This is a genomic window from Candidatus Pelagibacter sp. Uisw_136 (assembly GCF_047720275.1).
Lineage (GTDB): Bacteria > Pseudomonadota > Alphaproteobacteria > Pelagibacterales > Pelagibacteraceae > Pelagibacter.
This window is the reverse complement of record NZ_CP159812.1, coordinates 816408-834514: the sequence shown is the minus strand read 5'-3', so window position 1 is coordinate 834514 and position 18107 is coordinate 816408. Positions and strand designations below refer to the sequence as shown.

The window sequence follows — 18107 nt, the reverse complement described above, 5'->3', positions numbered from 1 at the left end:
AAGAACTGTCTTAAATTTAAAAAAAATGTAAATATAAATTTAAATAATGCTAATTTAAAATCCAAAAATTTAAATAAAGGAAAAATAATGATTTCTCAAAAAACTGCCAGACGTGTTGGTCTGATTGTACCAAGTTCAAATGTCACTATGGAAACAGAGATACCAGCACTCTTGCGTGCAAGAGAGGATATTTTTCCAGACCATTTCACTTTCCATTCCTCACGTATGAGAATGAAAAATGTAACAAAAGAAGAATTGGAACGGATGGATGATGACAGTCTTCGTTGTGCCGCTGAACTCTCAGATGCTGCAGTGGAGGTTCAGGCTTATGCGTGTCTTGTTGCAATTATGAGTAGAGGTCATGGTTACCATAATGTGAGTGCTAAAAGATTGTTTGAGGCAAGTGCTGCAAATGGATCACCAACACCTACAGTTAGTTCTGCTGGAGCTTTGGTCGATGCACTTCATTCGCTAGGTGCAAAAAAAGTCTCAATTATTTGTCCATACATGAAACCTTTGTCAAAAATGGTTGTTGATTATATTGAAAGTGAAGGAGTAGAGGTAAAAGATTATCTGGCACTGGAAATTCCAAATAACTTAGATGTTGCTTCACAAGACCCAATGGCACCTGCTGAACTTTGGAAAAAACTTGATACAAAAGGAGTAGATGCAATTGTTGCTTCAGCTTGTGTTCAAATGCCATCTTTGCCTGCCATTGAAGCAATAGAAAAACAAACTGGTATCCCTACATTATCTGCTTCAGTTGCTACTACTTGGAGTATTTTACAAGCCTTGGGATTAAAAGCTATCACACCCGGAGGAGGAACTCTTTTGAAGACAGATATAAAAAATACAAAAGTGTAGACAGTTTTAGTTTAAGACTTTTTTATATTCTTCAATAATTGTACTCCACTTAAACTTAGCAGAGCTTTCTTTGGCAGCCTTTCCATACTCATGAAATTTATTATTTTCTAACATTAAATTTATTGATGAGTAAACTTCATCTAATTCATTACCATTACAGATTAAACCCGTCTTCTCATGCTCGATTGCATCTGCTGCACCCCCATCTTTTCCTCCAAGAGAAGGCAATCCATATTGAGCAGCTTCAACATAAGCTATTCCAAATCCTTCAACTGATTTTTTATGAACAATTGATGGCATGACAAAAATATCAGATTTAGCAACTAATGCATTTTTTAATTCATTAGAAATATCATTAAAGAACATTACTTGCGGTTGAAGGCCTAGTTCTGCTACTAATTTTTTAATATTTTTCTCTTCATCTCCATAACCTACACAAATATAGACTATACCTGGATATATTTGTTTTAAATTTCGAAGAGCCATGATCACTTTTTCATGATTTTTTCTTTTATCAAATCTTGATACAGTAATAAGTCTTGGAGATTTATGTTTTAATAAATTCTCTACTTTATCTAAGGTTTTTTTATCCAATTCTTCAACTGGATCAACACCAGGATTAATAACTATGATTTTATCTTGCTGAACACCCAATGAAATAGCTAGATTTTTAGTGTACTCAGAATTAGCAACGATGGTTTCAACATTATCTAAAACTTCTAATACCCTTTTATTAAGAGAGGTGCCTTTTTCATGATTAATTTCTTTACCATGGATCAAGCATATCTTTTTTTTATTAGTTTTAAGATGTTCTAAACTTTTCCAATGATCAGCAATAATGCCATCAATTTTATTTTCTTTAATAAATTCATTAATCAATTGAGCTTTTCTATATTTTCTAAGAAGTTTTATTCCACCAACACGTTCTATTGAAAAAGAAACTTGCTCATCAAATAATTTATAATTTTCATGATGATCAGCAAATACTTTTATCATGTAGTGTTTTGAAAGTTCATTCGCTAAACCCCACATTAAATTTTGCATACCACCCACTTCTGGGGGAAATGTTTTTGTAACTATTAAATACATTAATTATCTAACCATTTAATACCGCAGCCAACACTTGGAATTTGAGTTTCAGGACCTTTACCCGTCTCAGCTATTTGTTTCATTGCAATAAATAAATCACTATCACCAGTTCTTACTGGTTTTAAATTGTCTAATTCTCTTATTCTACCTCTGTATTGTAATTCTAAATTATCATTGTATCCAAAAAAATCAGGAGTGCACACTGCATCATAACTTTTTGCAACATTTTGAGTTTCATCAAATAGATAGGGAAAATTAAACTGATGTTTCCTTGCAAATTCAATCATATTTTCAAAACTATCTTCAGGATAATTTATTGGATCATTTGCTGAAATAGCTACTGCTTTTACTCCAAGTTTTTCTAAATTTTTACAATCTTCAACAATGTCTTTAATAACAGCTTTTACGTAAGGGCAGTGGTTACAAATAAACATAACCAAAGTTCCATTTGTCCCTTTAACGTCATTTAATTTAATAACTTCGTTATTAGTAGACTTTAATTCAAAGCTTTTAGCAGCTTGTTCGAAATCACATATTGGAGTTTTTAACGGCATGTTATAATAATATATAAGTTATGTTTTATGATTTGGAAGATAAAAAAGTTAAAAATTTAGGTGAAAATTGGTCTGCATCTAATGCATCTATCATTGGTGATGTTACTTTAGAAAAAAATACCAGCATTTGGTTTAATGTTACCCTAAGAGGCGATGTTGAAAATATTTATGTTGGTGAAGGCTCCAATATCCAAGACGGTAGTGTATTGCACACTGATCCAGGTTACCCATTAAAAATTGGAAAAGATGTAACTATTGGTCACTTAGTTATGCTTCATGGGTGCACGATTGAAGACAATTCTTTAATTGGAATTGGTGCTGTAATTTTAAATGGAGCAAAGATTGGGAAAAATTGCATTATAGGCGCTAATGCACTGATCACTGAAAATAAAGTCATTCCAGATAACTCTCTAGTAGTTGGTTCACCTGGTAAAATTGTAAGACAAGTATCAACTGAAGAGATAAAGTTAATTACTGAAAACGCTATTCACTATCAGGATAACTGGAAAAAGTATTCTAAATCAGTATTTTAAAAAACCAAATGAGTCATTTATCTCAAAAGGAATTAGATCTATTTACAAATAAAATTTTAGAGGATTATGATGCCAAGAATCCTGGGACAATTTTTAAAGAGAAAATAGAAATAGGTAATGAAGATGCTTTGCTTATTCAATCAAATATTGCAAGATTAAGAGAGAAGAGAGGAGAAATAATTATTGGATATAAAATAGGATGTGTTGCAAAAGAGACTCAAAAAAAAATGGGATTTACACAACCTGCATGTGGTTATCTTTGGAAAAGTGAATTGTACACTAGTGGTGTAACTCTTAATAAAAAAAACTACACCAACCCTGCAATGGAAGCTGAATTTGGTATTATATTAAATCGTGATATTAAAGCTGAACTATCTTCTTTTGATTATATACTAGAGTCGATTGAAGGAATTTATCCTTTAATTGAAATTCACAATCTTATTTTTTATGGCAATGAGCCATATGGAGCTGAACTTCTTGCAAATAATGCAATACATGCTGGAGTGGTTTTGGGACCAGAAACAAAATTACCAATAGATAAAATAGAAACTAATCTTAAGCTTATTTATGACAATGAAATTATAGATACTTGGGTTAATAAAAAATGGCCACATGACATGCTTTCAGAAATTGAGTGGCTAGTTAAAGAACTAGCTAAAAAAAGAATTTATTTAAAAAAAGGTGATTTAATTTTGACTGGTGCTTATGGATTTCCAGTTCCAATAAATGATAAAAAATTAATTGAAGTTACATCATCTGCATTTGGAGATGTGAACACTACTTTTTACTAAGGAATTAACCAGGTATCTTTGTTATTCTTCAAATCAAATCTAGCACGACGGTGACCTTTGGCTGCTAAATAAAGCCACTCAATACTTTTAATTTTACATTGAATAACAGTAAAGTTTTTATATCCCACCTCACTTTGCTCCATCGTAAATTCAAAATTATCTAACTCAGGTTTTAGTCCGGAAGTAGGAGTATTAGATAATGTTCCTGGTCCATTATCAACTAAATAACATTTTCTACTCATATGCCCTGTTTTTAACCAAGACTGTTTTGTAATATCATTTTCATGATTAACAATACATTCAACTTTAAGTCTAACTTGGATCTTCTCATCTTTGTCATAAAAAAGCATTGCTGCATTTTTATTTGCTTTTAATTTAGCAATTTTATTAGATCTAATATCACTATGGTATTGGACAAGATTATTTTCTCGATCTGATTTTCTAAGGACTACAATTCTCCCATCAAAATTATCTTGGTCCCCACAGATGAACACAGGAATTCTAAATTGAGAACTTCTATCTTTGATAGCATTATCCAGCATTGACCAGATTTTACTTTTGATCTCTTCAAAATCTTCGTAGTATGCTGGTTGCATTATAGATTATTTACTAAGTCTTTTAATCAAACTAGAAGTGTCCCAACGGTTTCCACCCATCTCTTGAACTTCACCGTAATATTTATCAACAACTTCAGTTACAGGGAGTTGTGAACCATTGTTTTTAGCTTCATCCATTGCAATTTTTAAATCTTTTCTCATCCAATCTACTGCAAAACCAAATTCAAACTGATCATCAATCATCGTTTTGTATCTGTTTTCCATTTGCCAAGATTGAGCAGCACCTTTAGATATAACCTCAATTACATCTTCCATATTTAAGCTTGCTTTTTTTCCAAAGTTAATTGCTTCTGATAAACCCTGAACTAAACCTGCAATGCAAATTTGGTTAACCATTTTTGCTAATTGGCCATTACCAGCACCACCTAATAATTTCATCTTTTTGCTGTAGCAATCAATTTTATCTTTAACTTTATCAAAATCAGCTTGATCACCACCAATCATAACAGTTAGTGCACCATTTTCTGCTCCAGCTTGACCACCTGATACTGGTGCATCTAATGATCCAAATCCATTTTTTTTTGCAAATTCATAAATCTCTCTTGCGATTGTTGCGGAAGCTGTAGTGTTATCAACATAGATAGCACCTTTTTTAATTGTTTTAAAAATACCATTATCACCAAAAGTTACTTCACGAAGATCATTATCATTTCCAACGCATGTGAATATATACTCTGCACCATCTGCTGCTTCTGCAGGAGTATTAGCTTTAGATCCTTTGAATTCTGCGACCCACTTATCTGCTTTTGAAGAAGTTCTATTATAAACAGTTACATTGTGACCAGCTTTTGATATATAACCAGCCATTGGATAACCCATGACACCAAGACCAATGAAAGCGACATTACAAGACATAAATTTTATTTCCTATGTTTAAAAGTTTGAATTTTAAAGTAATTTTATTTGGATTTATATTTACATTTTTTTCAAGTTTTGGACAGAGTTTTTTTTTAGGACTGTTTAATTCAAGCATAAGGGACGCACTTTCTATCACGCACGGTCAATTTGGATCAATATATGCGTCTGCAACTTTATTAAGTAGTTTTATACTTGTCTGGATTGGAAAAAAAATTGATGACTTTAATATCTTAAAATTTGCATCTTATGTTATTGCTTTACTAGCAGTCTCTTGTTTTTTATTTTCTAAAATTTCATCAGTGGTTTTTTTATTTTTCTCAATCTTTTTAATGAGATTATCAGGACAGGGACTAATGTCTCACACAGCAACTACAACGATTTCAAGATTTTTTGAAAAGACTAGGGGACGTGCATTAAGTACAACTTGGCTTGGTTTATCGTTAGCTGAATTTATTTTGCCATTATTGATTATTTTTTTATTAACTTTTGTTGATTGGAGAAATATTTGGATAGTTATTTCAATTTTTGTCATCATAGTATTACCAATAATTACCTTTTCATTAGTAAAAAATATTAAATTAGATTCAAGAGAAACTATAAATCTTAATGATGTTAAGACAAAAGAAATCAAACAATGGAAAAGAAGTGAAGTATTAAAAGATTATAGATTTTATATTATTTGTTTAACTATGTTGGCGATGCCTTCAATTGCAACAGGAACATTTGTTTATCAATCTTTTATAGTATCATCTAAAAATTGGGGACCTTATGTAATAGCCCAATCTTTTATGGTGTATTCAGTTTTATCAGTTATTACTTTATTTTTATCTGGGTTTTTGATTGATAAATTTACAAGTAGAAAATTATTAATCTACATGAACATTCCTTTATTAATTGCAACGTTTGTGCTCTATTATTTTGATTCACCATTTTCATCTTTTGTCTTCTTGGGTTTAATTGGGGTTTCAAATGGACTATCAAATGTTTTAGGTTCTGCTACATGGGCAGAAATTTATGGGGTTAAATATATTGGCTCCATTAAAGCTCTCACAACAGCCTTCATGGTTTTTTCAACTGCATTTGGAACAGCTTTATTTGGAATATTGATCGATAATAGCTTCTCTATTGAACAAATCGCTTTAGTTTCAGGATCTTATGTTTTAATTGCAATATTGTTGCTATTCTTCATAAAGAACAAGCTTAATCCTCAATATTTGTAAAATTAACCTTGATTTTTTTTAACCACCGTATAGATACTGCGCATGGCTAGAGTAACAGTAGAAGATTGCATAGATAAAGTAGAAAGTCCTTACGAATTAGTACTTGTTGCTAAAGAAAGAGCAGTTCAATTAAATTCAGGTCTTGAGCCTACTCTTGATAGAGATAATGACAAAAATACAGTTATATCTTTAAGAGAAATTGCACAAGAAACTATTAAAGTTTCAGACTTAACTGATAGTGCCATTCATAAACTTAGAAAACATGTTGAACAAGTTGATGATGGAACAGATGATGATGAAATTATCGGTGATGATTTTGACAGTATGTATAAGGGTGAAATTTCAAAAAGTGGAACACCTATTTTACCATCTAAAAGAGCTAGAAAAATACCAGAAAAAATTCAAGTTGCACCAGAAGATTTAGAAGAATTAACTGCAAAAGCAGAACCTGAAGTAGAAGTTAATCCAGAACTTGAGGTTGCTAGTGAAGAAACTGAAACTGCTAGTGAAGAAACTGAAACTGCTAGTGAAGAAACTGAAGTTTCTTTAGATCAAATTGCTGAAACTGAAACTGCCAAAGAAGATGCAGAAGAAACAGAACCTAATAGTTAATTATTAAATTCCTTTAAGATTTCTTCCCTGTGTTCATCTAAGTCTGGAATATCACCACGTGTTGTTTCATCCTTATAATTAGACATTTTAATTGGATTACCCGCTAATTTAAAATCTCCAATTACTTTGTGATGTGCTTTAACAATCATATTTCTTGCTTGAACTTGAGGGTTTTCAACGGCTTCTTTAATATTAAATATTGGACCACATGGAATTTTTTTTTTTTCCATTTCACTTACCCAGTCATTAGTATTCTTAACAATAAGTTTATCTTCAAGTATTTTTTTAAGATCATCCATATTTTCTGATCGCAATGAGTTTGTATTAAATTTTGGATCTTTAGATATTTCAGGAATATTTAAAACATTACAAAGTTTTTCAAATAATTTTTCATTACCAGCTGCTATAATGATGTGACTATCTTTTGTTTTAAAAGCCTCAAAAGGAGCAATAGATGGGTGACGGGATCCCATTGGTTTTGGTATTTCATTTTTAGCAAGATATCTTGCAATAGCATTTTCTAAAATTGCTATTTGACAGTCCAGCATTGAAACATCAATAAAAGTTCCTTTGCCAGTTTTTTCTCTATCATAAAGGGCTGCATTAATTCCAACAGTTGTGAATAAGCCTGCAGTAATATCACCGATAGATGTACCAACTCTTGTTGGTTCAGAATTTGGCTGACCGGTAACACTCATTAAACCACCCATACCTTGAACAACCATATCGTAAGCAGGCAATTCTTTTAAAGGACCTGTTTGTCCAAAGCCAGAAGCTGATGCATAAATTAATCTTGGATATTTTTTACAAACATCTTTCCAGCCGTAACCCCATTTTTCTAATGTGCCAGGTTTAAAATTTTCAACTAAGATATCTGCTTTTGCTAGAATTTTATCAAATATTTTTTTGTCATCTTCATTTTTTAGATTAAGGGCAATACTTTCTTTGCCTCTATTTAGTGACATAAAATATGCTGAATAATCCTCAATAAAAGGTCCAAATTTTCTAGAATCGTCTCCAACTTCTGGTGCTTCAACTTTTATGACACGTGCACCAAGATCTGAAAGCATCATGGTACAATAAGGCCCAACTAACACTCTAGTTAGATCAAGAACTAATAGGTTTTTTAAAGGACCGTCCATATTTTATACAATAGTGTTTTTGTGTAGTGTTGACTCTTACCAAGAACTTTAATTATATGCATCATTAAAATAACTAATGAGAGGAATAATAATGTTAAAAAAAATATCTTTATATTTTACAGCATTAGTTTTAGTTTTATCAACAGTTGGTTCTGCTTATGCGGTAACGTTAAAAGCAAGTCACCAATGGCCTGGTACACCTAGAGCTGATGGATCTTTTGACCCACGTCATGAAATGGTACAAATTATTGCTGATGAAGTAAAAAAAGCTGATGTTGACATCGATATTAGAATTTACCCAGCAAAATCTTTATACAAACCTAAAGAACAGTGGAAGCCAATGACTACTGGTCAGCTAGATATATCTGCTTTTCCATTAGGTTATGCTGGAAAGTTTCATCCAGAATTTGATGCAACATTAATGCCTGGTACAGTTAAAAACCATGAGCATGCATTAAGATTTAATAAATCTCCAATGATGACTGAGATTAAAAAAATTATTAATGATGCAGGTGTAGTTGTTTTATCTGATGCTTGGCTAGGTGGTGGTTTTGTTTCAAAGACACAATGTATTAGAAAACCTAGTGATGCAAAAGGCCAAGTAATGAGAGCAGCTGGAAAAGCATTTAATCAAATGCTTGAAGGTGCAGGAGCGGGTATTCAAAGTATGCCATCTTCAGAAATCTATACTGGTCTACAAACGGGTGTATTAACTGGTGCGAACACTAGTTCAGGAAGTTTTGTAAGTTACAAAATTTATGAACAAGTTAAATGTGCAACACCTCCAGGAAAATTTGGTTTATGGTTTATGTATGAGCCAATCCTTATGTCTAAGAAATCTTTTGATGCATTAAATTCTAAGCAACAAAAAGCTCTTATGAAAGCTGGAAAAGTAGCTGAAAAATATATGACAGCACAAGTATCTAACCTTGATAAGAAATTTGAGGATGCTTATAGAGATGCTGGTGTTGAATTAGCATACATGACAGCTGAAGATCATGCTGAATGGGTAGAAATTGCAAAGAAAACTTCTCATAAAGCATTTGCAGAGAAAGTACCTGGTGGTGCGAAACTTATGGAAATGGCTTTAGCAGTTAAATAAAACAATATATAAGAAACCCCTATTTGTGAAAATGAATAGGGGTTTTTTTTATGAAAAAAAAATATTTAAAATTTTGTAATTACACTTCCCAAGCTTGTGGAGCTTTTGCTGTGGGTGCTCTGATTGTATCAATTTTAGTAATTGTTGAGCTTGTCTTTGAAAGATATTTTTTTCAAAGGGCTATTACATGGCAAACTGAATTAGTGACGATACTGCTTGTTGCATCTACTTTTATTGGTAGTGCTTATGTTTTAAGTGAAAAAGCCCATGTAAGTATGGAATGGATATATGATTTTATGTCTAAAAAAAATATTGTTAAGCTTAAAATTTTTACTTCATTATTAAGCTTATGTTTTTTCTTAATTCTATTTTATTTTGGTTTTTTGATGGTTGAAGAAGCATTTACTAAGAATTACACAACAGGAACTATTTGGGATCCACCATTATGGGTGCCATATTCTTCAATGCTAATAGGTTCTATTTTAATGATACTTCAGTACATTGCTGAAATAATTAAACTTTATGATGAGGGGGATTTTAAATAATGGACCCACTTACAATTGCTATAATAGTTGCAGTTTTTACTTTAATAGTTTTATTCTCAGGTATTCCAATAGCCTTTGGTTTAAGTTTTGTCTCGATAACATTATTAGTGACTTTTGAAGGACTGCAAATGTTAGACGTTTTTGCGGAAACATTTTATGCAGGCTTAAATTCTTTTGTATTACTATCAATCCCGATGTTCATTCTTATGGGGATGGCGGTTGCCCATTCACCTGCAGGAAAAGATTTGTACACTGGTCTTGATAGATGGTTGTGGAGAGTTCCAGGTGGTTTAGTTATTTCTAATATTGGTGCATGCTCAATTTTTGCAGCTTTAAGTGGATCAAGTCCAGCAACATGTGCTGCTATCGGTACTATGGGAATTCCAGAAATGAGAAAAAGAGGGTACTCAGATGAAATTGCCACAGGAACAATTGCTGCTGGAGGAACTTTAGGAGTTTTAATTCCACCTAGTATAGTTTTAATTGTTTATGGAATGGCCACAGGAACTTCTATTGGAAGACTATTTCTATCTGGCATTATTCCAGGGTTTATGTTGGCAAGTCTTTTTGCAATTTGGGCATTAATACATAGTTACTTCATTGATAAAGATGCAGCTAAATTATTAAGAAATAGAAAACCACCAACACTAAAAGAAAAACTAGAAGTTCTTCCTAGAATTTTTCCATTTTTAGCAATCATTATGGGTGTTTTGTATGTCTTGTATGGAGGAGTTGCGACACCCTCAGAAGCGTCAGGTGTTGGAGCATTTTTAGTTTTTGTAATGATAGCTGTTGTTTACAAAATTTATCAGCCTAAGAAAATATGGAATATTGTTAAAATTTCGATGAAAGAAAGTGTAATGATAATGTTTATTATTGCAGCGTCTTATCTTTTTGCATTCACACTATCTCAACTTTATGTAACCCAGTCACTTGCTCAAAGTATGATTGAATTAAGCAGTAATAAATGGATTATTTTTTTAATGGTTAATGTGTTTTTACTTGTTGCTGGTTTCTTTTTACCGCCAGTAGCTGTTATTGTAATGACATCAGCTATATTACTACCAGTAATAACTACATTAGGGTTTGATCCTTATTGGTTTGCGATTGTATTTACAATAAATATGGAAATAGGCTTAATCACACCACCAGTTGGATTAAATCTTTATATAATTAAGGGAATAACTCCAGACGTGAGTTTATCTACAATCTTAAGAGGATCATTTCCATTTATGATGATGATGGTTTTATCTATATTGATATTGTGTATCTTTCCTGAGATCGTATCGTGGTTACCTGATAAACTAATGGGTAAACCTCTTGGATATTAAAAAAGAAATTAATAGAAAAATTTCAGTAGCACCCATGATGGATTGTACCGATCGTCATGATCGTTACTTTCTAAGGTTGATGAGCAAGAATGTTATGCTGTACTCAGAAATGGTTGCAACAAAATCTGCAATACATGGAGACCGAAAAAAAATTTTATCTTATAGTCCTGAAGAAAAACCTTTAGCATTACAAGTAGGTGGATCTGATAAAGCTGAGTTAGCCGAAGTTGCAAAAATTGCAGAAGACATGGGCTATGATGAGATTAATATTAATCTAGGTTGTCCTAGTAAAAAAGTTCAAAAGAATATGTTTGGTGCTTGTTTGATGAAAGAACCAGATTTAGTTGCAGAATGTATCGACTCAATGGTTAAAGCTTGTAAAATTCCTGTCACTGCAAAAACTAGAATTGGTTTTGATGATACTGAAGAATTTGATTACTTAAATAGTTTTATACTAAAGATGAAAGGTGCTGGTTGTAGCACTTTTATATTACATGCTCGAAAAGCTATTTTAACTGGAATGTCACCTAAACAAAATTTAAATATTCCAAAACTTAATTATGGAATGGTCTACAAAATAAAAGAAGAAAATCCAGACTTAGAAATTATTATTAATGGAGGAATTTCAAAAATTGATGAGATTAAAAATCATTTAACTTTATGTGATGGTGTTATGATTGGTAGATCCATATATCAAAATCCTTATTCGTTAGTTGAAATTGAAAATGAAATTTTTGGAACAAAAGAAAGACCTACAAGAGAAGAGATTGCCGAGAAACTACTAGAGTACCTTGAGAAAGAAGTTAAGCTTGGCACAAAAGTAAATCATATTATGCGACACACAGTTGGATTATATCATGGTCAAATTGGTTCAAAGGATTGGAAAAGATATTTAAGTGATAATATGATGGCAAGAGACTCAGATTTTCAAAAATCAAAACACATAATGACTATTGTACAAAATAACGAGAAAGCTAATCAAAACATTAATACTTAAATCGTAATAATCTCGTATCTAGCTATTTACGTATAAATGAGGGACTATTAAGGGTTATGAAGCTACTAGTAGTTATATAATGTTTAACAAGTAAAGATTTTGATTTGTTAATATCTCTTTGTAAAACAGCATCAAGAATACCTTTATGCTCAACTGTAACTTTTCTTTTTATATAACTCTTCTTTTTTTTAATTAGATATCTGTACCTCATATTTTGATCATAAAGTAATTCGCAAAATTTATTCATAAAGCTTGATTTTGATCTTGCTACCAAAGTAAGGTGAAATTTTCTGTGCACCATTTCCCATGAATCTAAATTTTCTGGCTCATATATCAGAGATCTTTCAGCTTTTTGTAGCCTATGATTAAGAACAATAAGTTCTTCTTCCCATTCATTTATATCTTTTTTATTTTTCATAGATTCTTCTAAGGCAATACTTTCAACCCATATTCTAGTTTTTAATATTTCATTAAATTTTTCTTGAGTTGCTTCAGAAACTTTAAATCCTTTTTGATCAATTTTAGTCACAAGGTCATCTGCCATAAGCAAAGTTAAAGACTCTCGAATAGGGTTTGTTCCAGTTTGATATTTTTTTTTGAGATCATCAATCTTTAATTTAGTGCCTGGTGCAAGATCTCCACCAATTAGTGATTTTTTTAATTTATTATAAATTTTATAAGTTGTAGATGGGTAAGTTATGTCAATATCTTGATTTACAACGTTTATTTTTTTTTTAATATTTTTTTTCATTATTATCTTTTTAACACATTTTAAAACAATTTCACGTCATAGTTGATTTTAAATAATTTTTCTACAATTTAATATATATAAAATATCTTTTTTTAATTGAGTTTTATATAAAAATCGATTTTAATATATTATTAAATAAACAAAAAAAAAAGAGAGAGATAAACTTATGAATAAACTATTAAAAAAAATTGGTGTGTTAGTTACATCGCTTTTTCTAATACTTAGCATAACTACAACAGGATCTTTTGCAAAAAAAATTCGTATAGCTTTAGCTGAAACACCATCAGATGAACTAGCCGCTTTTTTTGTTGCACTGGATAGAGCTAAAGCTAATGGATTAGAATATGAATACACTGCATTTGCTGATGAGGAATTAGCAATTCAGGCTATTTTAAGTGGACAAATGGATATTGGTTTTGGAACTCCATATTCAGCTATGCAAAAATCTAAAGCACCAGTAAGAATAATATTTCAATTATCTAAATTGAAATTTTTTCCAGTTACATCACAGAAATACAGCAAATTAGAAGATCTTAATGGTCAACCAATTATGCTTCACTCAAGAGGTGGTGGAACAGAGTCAATTGCAAATGTAATTGAAGATAAATTAAACATTAAGTTTGGCACAAGATCTTATGTACCGGGCTCATCAAATAGAGTTGCTGCATTAGTGGCAGGTAAAACTGATGCAACTATTGTTGATTTATCAAATAAGAATAAACTTGTAAAACTACAAGGTAATAAGTTTAATGTATTACCTATGTTTGAAGTAGACGCAAGTGATGAAGCTTTATTTGCAAATGTAAATTGGATTAAGAAAAACTCTAAAGATGTTGATATTTTTGTTAAAGCACTTGTTAGTGTTTATAAAGATATGCATAAAGACCCAACAATCATTAGAAGAGAAACAAATCCTGATGGACCAATAGGCCAATTACCAAAAGAAGTTCTTGGTGAATTGGATGGTTTTTATAAGGATGCTGTTGAAGGTGGATTATATAGCCCTAACGGTGGTGGTATGGTTGCTGCTAAAGCTGACATGGAATGGTATCATAAAGCTGGACAGTTAACTGGAAATTTTGCTGATCTAAAGATCGAAGATTTTTGGTACATGAAACCTTTAATGGACGCACAATAATAAAACTTTGATTAGTCGCCAAAAATAATTTTTTTGGCGACTAACTTCTAAAAATTAATCACAATTATGCAAAACAGACCCTTATTTTTAAAAATAATATCAGGAGTTATCATTTTTGGTGCTTGGGAAATTGGTGGAAGATCTGGTGTTAGTTTTGCATTTCCACCATTTAGTGAGTCAATGGCAGCATTTTTTAGCTTGGTAATGGATGGGACAATGTTTAAAGCTTATGCAGAAACGTTAAAACCATTAGTTGTGGGAATTATTATTTCAGGAATTTTAGGTATTTCTCTAGGGATTTGGATTGGTTTAAGTGATAAATTTGATTGGCTTGTATCACCGATTTTTATTGTAATGCAGGCAGCACCAATCGCAGCACTAATTCCATTATTAATTATGGTTTATGGTATTGGATTAACTTCAAAAGTATTTGTAGTTTGCATATTGGCTATGCCAGTTATTGTGTTAAACACAAGTTCTGCAGTAAAAAATACTCCTACAAATATAAAGGAAATGGCTAAAGCTTTTCAAGGAAAAGATCTTGATGTTATTTTTAAAATTATTTTACCTGCATCATCTCCAATAATTTTTGCTGGTTTAAGACTTGGTGTTTCTGCTGGTTTTATTGGTGCCATACTTGCAGAATTGAAAATTACTCCAACTGGTGTGGGTGATATTATTTCTTACAGTAGATCAATTGCAGACTACCCGAGCATGTATGCTGCAATTTTTTCAATTATTTTGTTGGCAGTATTATTTTTAAATGTTTTAGAAAAAATAGAAAACTTTTTATTTAAAGGCAATAATCAAGGGTATGCTTCAGAATAACAATATAAAGAGGATAAATTATGAATAAAGATAATGCAGTAACAGTTAAAAATGTCTTCAAAAACTACGGGGAAACAGAGGCTTTAAGAGATTTGTCTCTAGACTTTCCTAGGGGAGAATTAACATCTCTATTAGGACCTTCAGGTTGTGGAAAAACAACCTTATTAAAAATTATTGCAGGATTATTACCTGCTACAAGTGGGGAAGTAATTGTTAATGGACAAATAGTAAAAGAACCTGGCCCGGACAGAGCTTTTGTATTCCAAGATTTTGCATTATTACCTTGGGCATCTGTTATACGAAATGTTGCATTTGGTTTAGAATTAAGAGGCGTTGCAAAATCTGAAAGAGAGTCAATTGCTGCAAAATATATTGGTGATGTTGGTTTAAAAGGTTTTGAGAATAGCTTTCCACATGAGTTATCGGGAGGTATGAGACAAAGGGTAGGTTTAGCAAGAGCCTTAAGTGTTGATGCACAGGTTTTACTTATGGATGAACCTTTTTCAGCTGTTGATGAACAGACCAGAAGAAAATTTCAAGAAGATCTGTTAAATCTAGTTAAAAATGAAAATAAAACTTTTATTTTTGTAACACATTCTATTGAGGAAGCTGTTTATGTTTCAGATCAAATTGCACTGTTGTTACCTCGTCCAAGTAGAGTTTCAGAGGTTATTAGACCAACCAGTTTTAAAAATAAAGACGTAGACAGTATTAGAAGAGATTCTGAATATTTAGATATTGTTGACCGTATTTGGAAATCATTAAGAACCTATGTTGAATAAAATAATATAATGAAATTATTTGGATATCGTTTACCTGGAATGTCATCACTTATACTCTGGGGGTTGCTATGGGAAACATTTGGAAGACTGGAAATTACATATTTTATACCTTCTTTATCAGCAATATTTGATACTTTCTTAGAAATTGCTCCTACAAAAGTTTTTATTAAAGCTGTAACCGAAACTGGATATGCTTTTTTAGCAGGTACATTTTATGCTGTTGTAATTGGAGTTCCAACTGGAATTCTAATGGGAAAAAACAGAATTATTGATGAACTATTATTACCATGGGTGAATATGTTTTTGAGTGCACCATTAACAGCACTAGTGCCAGTTTTAATGGTTCTGTTTGGATTTGGAATGAAATCTATAATTATTATTACTACTCTTTTTGCTATTTGGATTATTATACTTAATACCAGAGCAGGAGTGATGCAAATTAATAGATCTTTGGTTGATATGGCAAGATCTTTTGGAGCAAAACCAATGGATGCATTTTTTAAAATTTATTTTTGGGCAGCTTTACCTGAAATTTTAGGTGGTGTACGTATAGGATTTATCAGAGCTGTAAAAGGAGTTATTATTGGGCAATTATTAATTTCAATAGTTGGTTTTGGAGCATTATTTGAGCTGTATTCCTCTAACTTCTTAATGAAACATTTCTGGGCAATAATAATAGTTTTATTTGCAATGGCATTTACACTTTCGGAAATTCTTGCTTACTTTGAAAGAAAAGTTGCCTACTATGCATCAAAACGGGGTTAAAAAAAATTAACAATTAAATAAAAAGGAAAAAAATGACCAAGTTAGCAATACCATCACCAGTAATTACAACGATACCCGTTCATGGATCTGAAGAAGTATTCCCTGTCAGAAGAGTATACTGTATTGGAAGAAATTATGCAGATCATGTAATTGAAATGGGAAATGATCCAAAAGAGTCTCCTATTTTTTTTCAAAAAAATGCTGATAACGTAGATATTAGTGGTAAATTTCCATACCCACCTCAATCAAATGATGTTCATCATGAATTAGAACTAGTTATGGCACTTAAAAGTGGAGGCTCAAATATTCCAGAAGCAGATGCGTACAAACATATATATGGTTTTGCAGTTGGACTAGATATGACCAGAAGAGATTTACAAGCAGTAGCAAAAAAAGGTGGAAAACCCTGGGAAGTTGGCAAAGCATTTGAGCGTTCAGCACCAATGGGAACTTTAACTAAAATTGAAGAATCTGGAAATATGGATAGTGGAAAGATTACATTAACTGTTAATGGAGATGTTAAACAGGATGGTAATTTAAATCAGATCATATGGAAAATACCGAGAATGATTGCTCATCTTTCAACTTTTTACGATATTACGGCAGGTGATATCATTATGACTGGTACTCCAGCAGGTGTTGGTCCAGTTGTAAAAGGGGATAAGTTAGTTGGTACTATCGATAAATTAAATCCGTTAGAAATTATAGTTGTTTAGTTCATTAGACGTATCTCAAATTACTAACCTAGTAATAGTTATGGCAATGGCTGCGGCCGTTGCAGGGTTTATGGCAGGATTACTAGGAGTTGGTGGAGGAATAATAATCGTTCCAGCTCTCTATTATGCTTTTACAGTATTAGACTTTGAATTAGTAACTAGAATGCATTTAGCAGTTGGAACTTCTTTAGCTATTATTATTCCAACTTCAATAATTTCTACTAAAACTCATATGGAATATGATGCAGTTGATTTTAAAATGGTTAAATCTTTTGGCTTATTCATTTTAATTGGTGTTATTTTGGGAACTTTTTTAGCAGTTAATTTAAAGACACCAACTCTAGTATTATTCTTTTCAATATTTGCTTTCATGGTGGGATTATTTTTTATTTTCCTTAGAGAAAAACTTGTTGAAAACCCTAAAACAATTTCTGACATTGTTAAAAATATCTCAGGGATTGTGATTGGTTTTATTTCAATACCCCTAGGTATTGGTGGTGGGTCTTTAATGGTACCGTTTATGAGAACTTTTGGTTATGATATAAGAAAATCTATTGGTACAGCAGCCGCAGTTGGCTTTTTGATTGCAATTAGTGGAACGATCACAATGATTATTGGTGGAAAGATAATTAATAATATAAACACGCCTTTTAGTGTGGGTTATATAAATCTATTAGGGTTTGCAGTATTTGTCCCAGTTACAATGGTTATGGCTAGATTAGGTGCCAAAGCTGTCTACAAAATAAATAAAAAACTACTGAGTAAAATTTTTGGAACTTTTTTACTAATTGTGTCTGTTAGATCTTTTATTGAGTATTTGAATATTATATAAAAAATCATGTTTAATTTTAAAAAAATAACATCATCCATTC

Annotated in this window: 21 protein-coding genes; 15 read left to right on the top strand and 6 right to left on the bottom strand. The window is 31.6% G+C overall.

Annotated elements, in window-relative coordinates; translation table 11 throughout:
- Window positions 1-87 precede the first annotated feature (87 nt).
- Window positions 88-864 (top strand): Asp/Glu racemase, encoded by a 777-nt coding sequence (locus ABXT53_RS04525; protein ID WP_415289888.1) that lies wholly within the window; start codon window positions 88-90, stop codon window positions 862-864.
- 6 nt (window positions 865-870) lie between these two features.
- On the opposite strand, the gene ABXT53_RS04520 is transcribed toward ABXT53_RS04525, so the two are convergent.
- Together ABXT53_RS04520 and ABXT53_RS04515 are read right to left on the bottom strand one after the other, a co-directional pair.
- Complete coding sequence (locus ABXT53_RS04520) at window positions 871-1953, bottom strand: glycosyltransferase family 4 protein (protein WP_415289886.1); 1083 nt, start codon at window positions 1951-1953, stop codon at window positions 871-873.
- Window positions 1953-2507, bottom strand: a complete 555-nt coding sequence (locus tag ABXT53_RS04515; protein ID WP_415289885.1) for a thioredoxin family protein — start codon at window positions 2505-2507, stop codon at window positions 1953-1955. Before ABXT53_RS04515 ends, ABXT53_RS04520 begins: the two co-directional genes overlap by 1 nt.
- A 20-nt stretch (window positions 2508-2527) precedes the next feature.
- On the opposite strand from ABXT53_RS04515, the gene ABXT53_RS04510 reads away from it, so the two are divergent.
- Both ABXT53_RS04510 and ABXT53_RS04505 read left to right on the top strand, forming a co-directional pair.
- Window positions 2528-3040, top strand: coding sequence for a gamma carbonic anhydrase family protein (locus tag ABXT53_RS04510; protein WP_415289883.1), 513 nt, complete (start codon window positions 2528-2530; stop codon window positions 3038-3040).
- A gap of 8 nt (window positions 3041-3048) precedes the next feature.
- Window positions 3049-3831 carry a fumarylacetoacetate hydrolase family protein gene (locus tag ABXT53_RS04505; RefSeq protein ID WP_415289881.1) on the top strand — a complete coding sequence of 261 codons (783 nt, stop codon included), beginning with the start codon at window positions 3049-3051 and terminating at the stop codon, window positions 3829-3831.
- Here the strand turns inward: ABXT53_RS04505 and ABXT53_RS04500 are convergent.
- Window positions 3828-4427, bottom strand: a complete 600-nt coding sequence (locus ABXT53_RS04500) for a flavin-binding protein (RefSeq protein ID WP_415289880.1) — start codon at window positions 4425-4427, stop codon at window positions 3828-3830. The genes ABXT53_RS04505 and ABXT53_RS04500 overlap by 4 nt on opposite strands.
- 6 nt (window positions 4428-4433) lie before the next feature.
- Complete coding sequence (locus tag ABXT53_RS04495) at window positions 4434-5303, bottom strand: NAD(P)-dependent oxidoreductase (RefSeq protein ID WP_415289879.1); 870 nt, start codon at window positions 5301-5303, stop codon at window positions 4434-4436.
- 14 nt (window positions 5304-5317) lie between these two features.
- On the opposite strand from ABXT53_RS04495, the gene ABXT53_RS04490 reads away from it, so the two are divergent.
- Both ABXT53_RS04490 and rpoZ read left to right on the top strand, forming a co-directional pair.
- On the top strand, window positions 5318-6526 hold the full coding sequence (locus ABXT53_RS04490) for an MFS transporter (RefSeq protein WP_415289878.1): 1209 nt from the start codon (window positions 5318-5320) through the stop codon (window positions 6524-6526).
- 42 nt (window positions 6527-6568) lie between these two features.
- On the top strand, window positions 6569-7138 hold the full coding sequence (gene rpoZ, locus ABXT53_RS04485; RefSeq protein WP_415289877.1) for a DNA-directed RNA polymerase subunit omega: 570 nt from the start codon (window positions 6569-6571) through the stop codon (window positions 7136-7138).
- Here the strand turns inward: rpoZ and ABXT53_RS04480 are convergent.
- Window positions 7135-8280 carry a CaiB/BaiF CoA transferase family protein gene (locus tag ABXT53_RS04480; RefSeq protein ID WP_415289875.1) on the bottom strand — a complete coding sequence of 382 codons (1146 nt, stop codon included), beginning with the start codon at window positions 8278-8280 and terminating at the stop codon, window positions 7135-7137. The two genes, rpoZ and ABXT53_RS04480, sit on opposite strands and share 4 nt — an antisense overlap.
- 91 nt (window positions 8281-8371) lie before the next feature.
- Between ABXT53_RS04480 and dctP the strand changes: the two genes are divergently transcribed.
- From dctP to dusA, 4 genes are read left to right on the top strand one after another with little or no spacing between them, the layout of a single operon-like run.
- On the top strand, window positions 8372-9382 hold the full coding sequence (dctP, locus tag ABXT53_RS04475) for a TRAP transporter substrate-binding protein DctP (protein WP_415289874.1): 1011 nt from the start codon (window positions 8372-8374) through the stop codon (window positions 9380-9382).
- 50 nt (window positions 9383-9432) lie between these two features.
- Window positions 9433-9927, top strand: coding sequence for a TRAP transporter small permease subunit (locus ABXT53_RS04470; protein WP_415289873.1), 495 nt, complete (start codon window positions 9433-9435; stop codon window positions 9925-9927).
- Window positions 9927-11258 carry a TRAP transporter large permease gene (locus tag ABXT53_RS04465; protein ID WP_415289872.1) on the top strand — a complete coding sequence of 444 codons (1332 nt, stop codon included), beginning with the start codon at window positions 9927-9929 and terminating at the stop codon, window positions 11256-11258. Before ABXT53_RS04470 ends, ABXT53_RS04465 begins: the two co-directional genes overlap by 1 nt.
- Window positions 11248-12255 (top strand): tRNA dihydrouridine(20/20a) synthase DusA, encoded by a 1008-nt coding sequence (dusA, locus tag ABXT53_RS04460; protein WP_415289871.1) that lies wholly within the window; start codon window positions 11248-11250, stop codon window positions 12253-12255. Before ABXT53_RS04465 ends, dusA begins: the two co-directional genes overlap by 11 nt.
- A gap of 22 nt (window positions 12256-12277) precedes the next feature.
- On the opposite strand, the gene ABXT53_RS04455 is transcribed toward dusA, so the two are convergent.
- Window positions 12278-13006 carry a GntR family transcriptional regulator gene (locus ABXT53_RS04455; RefSeq protein WP_415289870.1) on the bottom strand — a complete coding sequence of 243 codons (729 nt, stop codon included), beginning with the start codon at window positions 13004-13006 and terminating at the stop codon, window positions 12278-12280.
- 166 nt (window positions 13007-13172) lie between these two features.
- On the opposite strand from ABXT53_RS04455, the gene ABXT53_RS04450 reads away from it, so the two are divergent.
- From ABXT53_RS04450 to ABXT53_RS04425, 6 genes are all read left to right on the top strand, one after another.
- Entirely contained in the window at window positions 13173-14144 is a 972-nt protein-coding gene (locus ABXT53_RS04450) for an ABC transporter substrate-binding protein (RefSeq protein ID WP_415289868.1), read from the top strand.
- 66 nt (window positions 14145-14210) lie between these two features.
- A complete protein-coding gene (locus ABXT53_RS04445; RefSeq protein WP_415289866.1) occupies window positions 14211-14972 on the top strand; it encodes an ABC transporter permease in 762 nt (253 codons plus the stop codon).
- Window positions 14973-14992: 20 nt separating this feature from the next.
- On the top strand, window positions 14993-15754 hold the full coding sequence (locus ABXT53_RS04440; RefSeq protein WP_415289865.1) for an ABC transporter ATP-binding protein: 762 nt from the start codon (window positions 14993-14995) through the stop codon (window positions 15752-15754).
- A 9-nt stretch (window positions 15755-15763) separates the two neighbouring features.
- The gene (locus ABXT53_RS04435) at window positions 15764-16519 is read left to right on the top strand and encodes an ABC transporter permease (protein ID WP_415289864.1); all 756 of its coding nucleotides are present in this window, start codon (window positions 15764-15766) and stop codon (window positions 16517-16519) included.
- 32 nt (window positions 16520-16551) lie between these two features.
- Window positions 16552-17235, top strand: coding sequence for a fumarylacetoacetate hydrolase family protein (locus ABXT53_RS04430; protein ID WP_415289863.1), 684 nt, complete (start codon window positions 16552-16554; stop codon window positions 17233-17235).
- Window positions 17228-18067 carry a sulfite exporter TauE/SafE family protein gene (locus tag ABXT53_RS04425; protein WP_415289862.1) on the top strand — a complete coding sequence of 280 codons (840 nt, stop codon included), beginning with the start codon at window positions 17228-17230 and terminating at the stop codon, window positions 18065-18067. Before ABXT53_RS04430 ends, ABXT53_RS04425 begins: the two co-directional genes overlap by 8 nt.
- The last annotated feature ends 40 nt before the right edge of the window (window positions 18068-18107 follow it).